Annotated in this window: 8 protein-coding genes and 1 pseudogene; 4 read left to right on the top strand and 5 right to left on the bottom strand. The window is 58.2% G+C overall.

What is annotated here, in order from left to right; all coding sequences use genetic code 11:
- Positions 1–1,259, top strand: a pseudogene (locus tag NW815_RS06750) (sodium:proton antiporter); the annotation flags it as partial.
- Here the strand turns inward: NW815_RS06750 and NW815_RS06745 are convergent.
- The 5 genes from NW815_RS06745 to NW815_RS06725 form a co-directional block, all read right to left on the bottom strand.
- Complete coding sequence (locus tag NW815_RS06745) at positions 1,237–1,605, bottom strand: gamma-glutamylcyclotransferase (protein ID WP_414349642.1); 369 nt, start codon at positions 1,603–1,605, stop codon at positions 1,237–1,239. The pseudogene NW815_RS06750 and the gene NW815_RS06745 sit on opposite strands and share 23 nt — an antisense overlap.
- Positions 1,606–1,647: 42 nt before the next feature.
- Positions 1,648–2,259 (bottom strand): glycerol-3-phosphate 1-O-acyltransferase PlsY, encoded by a 612-nt coding sequence (plsY, locus tag NW815_RS06740; RefSeq protein WP_041436109.1) that lies wholly within the window; start codon positions 2,257–2,259, stop codon positions 1,648–1,650.
- A 202-nt stretch (positions 2,260–2,461) separates the two neighbouring features.
- On the bottom strand, positions 2,462–4,390 hold the full coding sequence (gene gyrB, locus NW815_RS06735; protein WP_414415829.1) for a DNA topoisomerase (ATP-hydrolyzing) subunit B: 1,929 nt from the start codon (positions 4,388–4,390) through the stop codon (positions 2,462–2,464).
- 201 nt (positions 4,391–4,591) lie between these two features.
- Positions 4,592–5,131 (bottom strand): ribosome maturation factor RimM, encoded by a 540-nt coding sequence (gene rimM, locus NW815_RS06730; protein ID WP_414389731.1) that lies wholly within the window; start codon positions 5,129–5,131, stop codon positions 4,592–4,594.
- Between the two features lie 12 nt (positions 5,132–5,143).
- Positions 5,144–6,109: an SPFH domain-containing protein gene (locus NW815_RS06725; RefSeq protein ID WP_011431991.1), complete on the bottom strand. Its 966-nt coding sequence runs from the start codon at positions 6,107–6,109 to the stop codon at positions 5,144–5,146.
- A gap of 206 nt (positions 6,110–6,315) precedes the next feature.
- On the opposite strand from NW815_RS06725, the gene NW815_RS06720 reads away from it, so the two are divergent.
- The 3 genes from NW815_RS06720 to leuC form a co-directional block, all read left to right on the top strand.
- Entirely contained in the window at positions 6,316–7,338 is a 1,023-nt protein-coding gene (locus NW815_RS06720) for an NAD(P)/FAD-dependent oxidoreductase (protein ID WP_414389729.1), read from the top strand.
- Positions 7,339–7,406: 68 nt separating this feature from the next.
- Positions 7,407–8,507 (top strand): polysaccharide deacetylase family protein, encoded by a 1,101-nt coding sequence (locus NW815_RS06715; protein WP_414389726.1) that lies wholly within the window; start codon positions 7,407–7,409, stop codon positions 8,505–8,507.
- 189 nt (positions 8,508–8,696) lie between these two features.
- Positions 8,697–10,076, top strand: a 1,380-nt coding sequence (gene leuC / locus NW815_RS06710) for a 3-isopropylmalate dehydratase large subunit (RefSeq protein WP_414415828.1), incomplete at its 3' end; no start/stop codon positions are given.

Genomic DNA, 10,076 nt, shown 5'->3' with positions numbered 1-10,076 from the left:
GGGGGGATGCCCTCAAGGCGCTGGTGTTTTTGACCATCTCGGTGACGGTGACGGTACAGGGGCTGACCGCGGCTTGGGTGGCCCGTTGGCTGGGTCTGGATCAGGGCAGTTCCACCATAATCATCGGCGATCATCCCCTTACCAACCAATTGGCCCAGTTGATGCGCTCGCTCAACCAGACGGTCGAGGTGATCCCGTTGGTTTCTGGGTCTTCCAAAAATGGGCACGGCAGCTACAAAGCTCCCCACCCAACAGACGGTAAGGACTCCATCCCGCCATCCCGTAAGTCCTCCACATCCCTGTCAGGAACGCCGAAGCGTCGTCCAGCAGATGGCTTGCCCCCACAACTTCATTCCTCTGACGGCAACGGCACCCACAAGTCTGCCCCAAGCCAGGAAGTCGGCAAGCCAGAAGCCATCCCCGGATCCCTGCAGGAAGCTGTACTGAACGAGTCTGCTTTGTTGAAGGCCGATATCGACCATGCGGAAACTCTGTTGATCCTGACTCTGGATCCGCAGGTGAACTGGGCCATTGCCGAGTTGATGGTGAAACTCTCGGTTTCGGCCACCATCTGGACGGTGTTGCTGCCGGATATGCCCATCTCAGAAGGGATCCGCACCTTGCAGCCTTCCTTCCCCCAACTGCAGCGCTGGGCCGGCTATCTGGAGGCCAACCGGGCTGAGCTGCGCTCGATCACCCTACCCACGTTGGCAGACCTGGGCCTGCCTCTCCCTTTATCGCTACGTGACGCTTCTGCGAATGCGGCCTCAACCCTGCCGGAGGCAGTGCGGAGCAATAGAGCTGATGTCTTGACGGCTCAAGAGTCGTTCCCGACAGCGGTGCGGAGCGCTTTTTCAGCACCAGCGCTGCCCAATCCCTTCCTGGCCCAGATGGGACTGGAGGATCCCACCCTTGAACGGCTGCGGGATCAGTTTGCCTATCGAATCAAAGCCGATCTATGCCTGCCCTTGTTGTTGGTGCGCCCGCAGCGGCTGAGGAGCGGCTCATCTCGACCGGGTCGGCTCTTCTACCTGCCTGAGCCAGACATTTGGCGACGCGGGGATCGCATCTACTACCTGGAGCGCGTTTCCAGCCCTGTGGATGCCGGTGCTCTCTCCGCCAAAGAGTCTGATTCCCAAGAATGGGATCCGTCGGCAGCCGTTCGCGTTCGCGACAGCGGTGCGGAGCACAACAGTGGGATAGAGTCTTTGGTGCTGCCCCAGTATGTTGAGGGCGTCAAGCTCCACTTTGATCTCTAGCCAGCCAGCGGCCACTGGGGATGAGGGAACACCCCTGCACCTGCTCAGGCCGACCCAGATAAACCCAAGCAAAGGTGCCGCTATCCAGTTGCACCCACTGCCGTTCGTACACCCGCGGGTGGTCTTCCAGCTCGTCCAAGCGGGCCAATAGACTTAGGGGAATGCGGTAGCACTCGCCGTAGAGCCGGTTTCGGCCACGAACTGCCATCGGGTAGGGGCCGAGACTGTAAAGATCAATGTGGTTGAGGCTGTCTGTCCCCAAAAATTCTGCCCCCTGCAGCAAGCTGTGGTATTGGCCGCCCCGCAGCAGGGATCCGTAGACAAAAACCACTGTGGTCGGTTGCATAGCGTTGCGGAGTAATACAGCTGCTTCACAGTGCCTTGAAAATTAGGGAGATTGCGTCCATTTTTGGCCAATGCGCGGCTCCGACCCGGCCAGTAGGCGCTCGATGTTGCGCCGATGAGCACCGATCACATACACCCCGCCCGCCAACGCAAACAACAAATAGGGCAAAGGTTGAGCTGTTGCCCACATCACCACCGGAGCCGCCACTGCCGCCAGCAGGGAGCTGAAGGAAACGATGCGGGTGAGGGCGAGCCCCAGCAGCCAGACGCCGAAAGTTGTCAGGGCTACTGGCCAAGCCATAGCCAACAAGATCCCCAGGCTGGTGGCCACCGATTTGCCCCCCCTGAAGCCCAGCCAGCAGGAACGGCTATGGCCGATCACTGCGAACAATGCCGCCAAAACCACCCACCACGCGGATCCCAAGGCCGATCCCAGGGCAACTGCTGCTGCCCCCTTGGCAGCATCCACCAGCAACACCAGCAGGGCGGGCCCCTTGCCCAACGTCCGCAACACATTGGTTGCTCCGGTAGAGCCGGATCCCTGTTGGCGAATATCGATGCCTCCCCACCAACGACCTACCCAATAGCCGGTCGGGATGGATCCCAGGAGATAGCCCCCCAGCACCGCAAGAAGAGCCGTAAGCAATGCAGGCATAGCAGGATCTGGAACGCTCTTCCCTCACTTTGCCACAGGGTCTGGGCTGCAACTGGGATCTTGCCCCGTCCGGGAGCTTTTGGCTGCTCGCGGCCTCGTCTGCAACACCGTTACGTTCGCGCCAGCGGTGCGGAGCACTTTCCCCCTGCCGTGGGCCCCGAAGAGGCGGGACAGAGTTCTCTCCACCCAATATCGAGAGTCGCTAAATATCGAGAGCCGCCAGATCCAAATGGGCACTGTGGGCCTCAATAAACTCCCGTCGGGGACCAACAGCATCTCCCATCAAGATGGTGAAAATGCGATCCGCCTCCACCGCATCTTCGATGGTGATTTGTTTGAGGGTGCGCGTTGCCGGGTTCATGGTGGTCTCCCAGAGTTGTTCGGGCATCATTTCCCCCAGACCCTTGAACCGTTGGATGGTGTACTTGGTGTTGGCAGGCAGCCCCCGCAGGATCTGGTCTTTCTCGGCGTCGCTGTAGCAATAGCGAACATTGTTGCGGCCCCACTCGATTTTGTAGAGCGGCGGACAGGCGATATAGACATAGCCCTGTTCCAGAAGCGCCTTTTGATAGCGGTAGAAAAAGGTCAGCAACAGGGTGCGAATGTGGCTGCCGTCCACGTCAGCATCGGTCATGAGGATGATGCGGTGGTAGCGCAGTTGGCTGGGATCAAATTCATCCCCTTTCACCCCCAAACCCAGCGCTGTGATCATCGCCTGAATTTCGGCGTTTTTGTAGATCTTGGCGGGATCCGCCTTTTCAATGTTGAGGATCTTGCCGCGCAGGGGCAACACCGCCTGAAACTGCCGATCCCGACCTTGTTTGGCGCTGCCCCCTGCAGAGTCGCCTTCCACCAAATACACCTCAGACTCCGCCGGGTCGCGGCAACTGCAATCGGCCAACTTCCCCGGCAGCGTGGAAGATTCCAGGGCAGATTTGCGCCGCACCAATTCTCTGGCCCGCCGGGCTGCCTCGGCAGCATTGAAGGACTGGATGGCCTTATCGACGATCCCCCTGGCCACGTTGGGGTTGAATTCCAAGTACTCCGTGAGCGCCTCGGAGACGAGGGTTTGCACAATGCCCCGCACCTCGGTGTTGCCCAACTTGGTTTTGGTTTGCCCCTCAAACTCGGGGTTAGGCACCTTGACCGAGACGATGGCCGTCAACCCCTCGCGCACATTTTCTCCAGCCAGGTTGCTGTCGGAGTCTTTCAGCTTGTTGAGCTTGCGGGCTTGGCTGTTGATGGTGAGGGTGAGAGAGGTTTTCAGGCCCTCTAGGTGGGTGCCTCCTTCGTTGGTGCGGATGTTGTTGGCAAAGCCAATCAAAGTGTCGGTGTACACATCCGAGCACCACTGCAGGGCCACTTCCACCTCCACCCCATCCCGCTCCCCTTGGATGTAGATGATGTCAGAGTGGATGGGCGTTTTTTCGTGGTTGATGAAGGCCACATATTCCTTGATGCCGCCTGCATATTGATAGGTTTCGCAGTGAGGCGGATCCCGCCGCAGATCGCTGAAGGTGATTTTCAAGCCGGCATTGAGGTAGGCCAACTCGCGAAAGCGGGCCGCCAATACGGCATAGTCAAACTCTCGCTCGGGAAAGATCAGCCCATCCGGCTTGAAGCGCACCTCTGTACCCCGCCGGTTGGATCCCTTGGGTTGGGGTTCGGATTTCAGGGATCCCACCACCGCCCCGCGCTCGAACCGTTGAAAGTAAACCTTGCCCTCTCGCCAAACCGTCACCCCCACCCATTCGGAGAGGGCATTTACCACCGATACGCCCACGCCGTGCAGCCCACCGGAGACTTTGTAGCCGCCACCGCCAAACTTGCCCCCCGCGTGCAGCACCGTCAGCACCGTAACCAGGGCCGACTGCCCGGTTTTGGGGTGGATGTCCACCGGAATGCCGCGGCCATTGTCCAAAACGGATACCGAGCCGTCGGGATGCAGGCTGATCTGAATATCATTGCAATAGCCGGCCAGGGCCTCATCCACAGAGTTGTCCACCACCTCGTACACCAAATGGTGCAACCCCTTCGGCCCGGTGGAGCCAATGTACATGCCAGGGCGTTTGCGCACAGCCTCCAAGCCTTCCAAAACTTGGATCTGCTCTGCACCGTAGTTTTCCGTCATTCCCAACTCCAATTCCGAAGAAGGCTCCCGGCCAAGATCAACAGAAACCCAGAAAAATTGACCTTAAAGGCCGAGGATGAGCTTAGCATCAAAAAACTGCCCCTATAATAGCACAAAAGGCTAGAACGGCCACACAGGCGCTTCTGAGGGCCAAGTTCAGGATGGGATGCAGGTACGGAAGTCAGGCCGTCTTGTCGAACTCTAACCCAGAAAGCTCTCCATCAGCCCAGGCGGCGGCTGCACGTGCAGTGCGCCTTTTTCCAAATCCACGACAGGCACCAGGGCTTTCACAAAGGGGATCAACACCTGCCGGTGATCAGGGGTTGTTATCTCCAGCACATCCTGGCCGGCTGCCAAAATCCCCGAAACCTGTCCCAGCAGCTCCCCTTGGTGATAGACGGCCAAGCCGATGAGATCGCGGTAGTGGTACTCTTCCGGCTGCAAGGGCAAGCGGTGGGAAGCCGGTACCAGCAGCCTAGCCCCCACCCAGGTCTCAGCCACCGTTCGATTGGGGATCCCTTCCAGTCGCACCAAATAAAGACCCTTAGCCGGGAAAAACTGCCCCTCGATCAAGGGGTGCAGCAGGGGCTCGGGATCCGTATCCCGCTGCAGCCAGCGCGGTCCGGGCTCTGTGAGGCGTTCTGGGAAATCCGACCAGCACCTAACCCGCAGCCAGCCCCGCAAGCCGTGGGCCGCCACCACCTGTCCCACCAGCAGCCAATCGGGATCCCGGGCCATCATGGTCGGTCAAACTCAGTCGAGCCGCGGAAAGTCCACTTCGGTTGGGAAAGAAGCCGGGGTACGCAGCTTCTGAGAGGCCGCCGCGCGAGATCCTTCCCCACCCTTGGCCACGTCCACCATGGAGAGCAGCCCTTGCAGGGTGCCAGGGATCGAATTGGGATCCATGAAGATTACCTTGGCGCTGGGACTGCTGCCTACCTTGAAGCCCATGTCGATATAGTTTTGCGCCATCAGGTATTGCAACGCATTGGCTGCCTCTGGATTCTCTTGCAAAGTGGCGGCGATGGTCTTGATGGCTTCAGCCGTGCCCTCAGCCAACAGCAGCCGCTCCCGTTTCTCCGCTTCTGCCCGCAATAGCTGCGCCTTGGCGGCCCCAGCCGCTTGGTTGATGCTGGCCTGCTGCTCCCCTTCTGATTTCAGAATGGCGGCCCGCTTCTCCCGCTCGGCAGCCATCTGCTTTTCCATCGAGTCTTGCACAGTCTTAGAGGGTTGAATGTCCCTGACTTCCACGCGCGTGATCTTGATCCCCCAGGGATCTGTGGCCTCGTCCAGCTCTGTCAAAAGGCGGGCGTTGATCTCGGCGCGGGAGGAAAAGGTTTGATCCAAATCCATGCGGCCAATTTCTGCCCGCAGAGCCGTCAGCACCAGGTTAACCAAAGCCCGCTGCACGTCCTCCACCGCATAGCGGGCCTTGATCATGTCGGTGATGCGCCAGTAGACCACCGCATCGGCCATCAAAGAGACGTTGTCGCTGGTGATGCACTGCTGAGGAGGCACGTCCAACACCTTCTCGCGGATGGTTTCCTGGAACACAATCCTATCGATAGGGGGAAGAATAAAGTGCAATCCTGGGGTCAGCTTGCGATGAAACCTGCCCAAACGCTCCACCAATGCCTCATACCCCTGGCTGATGATTTTGACCGAGTTGAACAGGTAGCCGACAAAGATCAGGGCAATGGCCGCTAAGATACCTGGCATAGGGCTTTTCTCCTAAGGGGGAGTTCAGTCCCCATTCTAGACGGTTGCTGGGACTGCTCCCTTAGCTCGATCACATCTCAACAGAAACGCGATGGACCAAGTATGATCTGCAGCTCTGCGGAACGTCTGGAGCTTCTTAAGATTTTTCGGGCCGCAACCGACAACTTGAGGCCACCCAGCAGAAGTCTGGTGAGGGGATCCCGTCTATGAAACTGAGCAGCAGGAATCTAGAGGTTGGTTTGGGCAAAATCTATGACGTGATTGTGGCCGGAGGAGGAGCAGGGGGACTATCGGCGGCAATCTATCTGGCTCGTTATGGATTGAGTTGCCTGGTGGTGGAGAAGGGCAGAGGCCGATCTTTTTGGATGCAGGATTTGCGCAATTATCTGGGATTGCCTCCGACCACTCCCGGACGAGAGCTGTTGCGACAGGGAACAGAGCACGCCCTCAGTTTAGGGGTAGATTACCTGCGCGGTTTTGTGGAAGATGCCACCGATGAGGGAGACCTCTTTGCGGTCAAAGTCAAGGTGGGAAAAGTTAACAGCCTCTACCCCATTTTTCGGAGCAAATATCTGATTGCAGCAACCGGCATTATGGACGAGCTGCCTCGGTTGTCGGATATGCAGAATGTTTACGACTACGCCGGCTATTCACTGCATGTCTGTATGATCTGCGACGGCTATGAAATGCGGGATCAAAAGTCAGTGTTGATCGTCAATTCGGAAGATCGGATCAATACAGCTTTTGTCCTCAACTGGTTTACACCCTATATCTCGGTGTTGACCCACGGCCTCTGCTCGGTCGGCCCCGACATGCGCAAAAAACTGGCGGATCATGGCTACCCCCTCTACGAATCTCCTATTCGCCGCTTTCTTGGAGAAAACCATCAATTGCAGGGTGTGGAGTTGGAAGATGGCACTTACATCGAAGCAACTACCGGCTTGGTGGCGATGGGCGCCAGATACCACAATGCCTATTTGAAAGGGATCCCCGGCTTGAAATGGCAAGGGGAAAACCTGTTGACCGACGAGTGGTGTCGCACTGCCCATCCGCGGCTGTTTGCGCTGGGCGATTTGAAGCAGGGCCTGAACCAAGTGTCGATTGCGGTTGCCGATGGTACCTTAGCTGCCACAGCCATTTGGCGGGACATCCGACGGGCCTCGCCTGCACGTAAATGGGAAGAGCGGCTGCTCTCGCCACCCAGAAGCCCAGCAGGGCCTTCCGGTTAAATTGATGGGCTCTATCGAGCTTGGGTGGCTTCTGTCCTATGATTGGTTGCGAAGGATTAAGCCATTCCATGCACTCTCTGAAAGCGTTGAAAGCGTTGATATTTTGCCTAGCCTTCCTACTGGTTGGACTGATCTACTACTGCACGGTAGAGGCCCAGCCTCTTTTTGAGCTGAACCTGACGGCCACCTCGGAATACAACCTCATTCTCCCCATTGAAAGCATTCGGGTGGTGCGCGGTGCCAATCCCCAAGATTTGCTCATTTATTTATCAGCTCCTTCTGCAGCCTGGATCCATCAAGAAGAGGTGAACGGGCACTATTTGATTGACATCCCCTACGGAGTCATTACCCGTACAACAACCGTCGAGATTGCCTCGGATCTGCCCTATCGACTGAGCTGGGGCAACCAAAATGAGCAGACGGGGCGACTGTTGATTACCCCTGCTCCCCCTCGTGTGGAGGTGTTTCTGCAGCATGGCTGGATCCCGGATCCCGACTTTCTCGATCCGGCAGAAAATACTCAACCTTTGCAACTGCCCTTGGAAGAAGTGCTGGGGCCTTTACTGGAAGTGCCACCTCGTTCTGCCTTTCTGACCATTGATGATGGCCCCTGGCCTCAGTCTACCCCCCGACTTTTACAGGTTTTGGATGATCTTCAGATCCCGGCCACTTTCTTTGTTATCGGCACCCACGTTTCCCGATTTCCTGAATTGGCTCAATTGATCCAGGCCCATCACCATACCATAGCCAATCACACTTTTACCCACGATTATCAACGTCTCTACGGAAGCAACGAGCTGTTTTATGCTGAGGTGGATCAGACAACCCAACTGCTCAAAACGCTGAACTTGGATCCCCAACTGGTTGTTCGCCCACCGGGAGGTTTTCGCCTAGACTCTGCTTTGCGCCATTCTTTAGAGCAGGCAGGGTATCGCGTTCTTTACTGGAACATGAGCGCAGAAGATGCCTACGCCGGCCAAAGTGCAGCCCAACTTTTGGAGCGCATTCGAGCCCAGTTGCCGGCGATCCAAGCTTCCGAGCGGCCCCTGGTTTTGCTGCTGCACGATCGCTGGCCCCACACTGCAGAGGCCCTGCCGGATATCGTCGCCGCCATTGAAGGGGCGGGCTATCGCTTTTTGCCCTGGCCGGCCATCAGGGATCCCGTTTGAAGGGCTGGCAACAGGTTTTCTGGCTTGAGGACTCCGACCCGCCTTTGCCGGCTGGGGATGTTCAAAGAAGGGCTGCATCTCGCTCAGCTCAGCAGCGTTGCCCAGAGATAACGGAGGCCTGTGCCTTGACAAGCTTTTCCCCAAGTAGCACATTGAAAGTTTACAGGACTTGGCTGCGGGCCGAGGAAGATGAGCGAGAGGACATTATTCGATAAGGTGTGGGATGCCCATACGGTGCGGATTTTGCCCTCTGGGCAGACGCAGTTGTTCATCGGCCTGCACCTGATCCACGAGGTGACCAGCCCGCAGGCTTTTGCCATGCTGCGGGAGCGTCATCTGCCGGTTCTGTTTCCCGAGCGGACGGTGGCCACCGTGGATCACATCATTCCCACCGACAACCGGGCACGGCCTTTTGCGGATCCCTTGGCAGAGGAGATGATCCAGGAATTGGAGCGCAATTGCCGGCAATACGGCATCCGCTTCTACAACAGCGGCTCCGGTCGGCAGGGGATCGTGCATGTGATTGCCCCGGAGCAAGGGTTAACTCTGCCGGGGATGACCATCGCCTGTGGGGACAGCCACACCTCTACCCACGGGGCCTTTGGGGCCATTGCTTTTGGGATCGGCACCAGCCAGGTGCGAGACGTATTGGCCACCCAAACTTTGGCTTTGTCCAAGCTCAAGGTGCGCCGCATTGAGATCCACGGCAAGTTGGGGCCGGGAGTTTACGCTAAGGATGTAATTCTGCACATCATCCGCAAGCTGGGGGTCAAAGGCGGGGTGGGCTACGCCTACGAGTATGGGGGCAGCGCCATTGAAGCCATGAGCATGGAAGAGCGCATGACCCTCTGCAACATGTCCATCGAGGGAGGAGCCCGCTGTGGCTACGTCAACCCCGATGGGGTGACCTTTGAGTATTTGCGGGGGCGAGAGTTTGCCCCCCAGGGATCCGATTGGGAAGAGGCGGTAGCCTGGTGGAAAAGTCTGGCCAGCGACGGCAATGCCCGCTACGACGACGTGGTGGTATTCCAAGCCGCAGATATTGCGCCGACGGTTACTTGGGGGATCACCCCCGGCCAAGGTATTGGGGTGGATGAGCGGATCCCTGCCCCAGAAGATCTGCCGGAAAGCGAGCGGGAATTGGCCAAAGAGGCCTATGCCTACATGGACTTGCAGCCAGGGGATCCCATCGTGGGGACACCGGTGGATGTCTGCTTCATCGGCAGTTGCACCAATGGCCGCTTGAGCGACCTGCGGGAGGCAGCCAAGATTGCTAAGGGGCGACGGGTGGCCCCAGGGGTGAAGGCGTTTGTGGTGCCCGGCTCAGAACGGGTAAAGCAGGAGGCAGAACAGGAGGGCTTGCGGGAGATCTTCGAGGCGGCGGGGTTTGAGTGGCGGGATCCCGGTTGCTCCATGTGTTTGGCGATGAACCCGGATCGGCTGGTGGGGCGCCAGATCAGCGCCTCTTCTTCCAACCGCAACTTCAAGGGCCGCCAGGGATCCCCCAGCGGGCGCACCCTGCTCATGAGCCCGGCCATGGTGGCAGCAGCGGCAGTCAGCGGCAAGGTG

This window comes from Synechococcus sp. R6-7, from assembly GCF_047461695.1.
Taxonomy (GTDB): Bacteria; Cyanobacteriota; Cyanobacteriia; order Thermostichales; family Thermostichaceae; genus Thermostichus.
Note: the sequence above shows the minus strand (reverse complement) of the source record. Positions and strands in the feature narration are given on the sequence as shown.

Excerpts from the sequence above, each read along its gene's own strand:
- NW815_RS06745 (WP_414349642.1), bottom strand. The coding sequence starts at position 1,605 with ATGCAACCGACCACAGTGGTTTTTGTCTACGGATCCCTGCTGCGGGGC.
- plsY (WP_041436109.1), bottom strand. The coding sequence starts at position 2,259 with ATGCCTGCATTGCTTACGGCTCTTCTTGCGGTGCTGGGGGGCTATCTC.
- gyrB (WP_414415829.1), bottom strand. The coding sequence starts at position 4,390 with ATGACGGAAAACTACGGTGCAGAGCAGATCCAAGTTTTGGAAGGCTTG.
- rimM (WP_414389731.1), bottom strand. The coding sequence starts at position 5,131 with ATGATGGCCCGGGATCCCGATTGGCTGCTGGTGGGACAGGTGGTGGCG.
- NW815_RS06725 (WP_011431991.1), bottom strand. The coding sequence starts at position 6,109 with ATGCCAGGTATCTTAGCGGCCATTGCCCTGATCTTTGTCGGCTACCTG.
- NW815_RS06720 (WP_414389729.1), top strand. The coding sequence starts at position 6,316 with ATGAAACTGAGCAGCAGGAATCTAGAGGTTGGTTTGGGCAAAATCTAT.
- NW815_RS06715 (WP_414389726.1), top strand. The coding sequence starts at position 7,407 with ATGCACTCTCTGAAAGCGTTGAAAGCGTTGATATTTTGCCTAGCCTTC.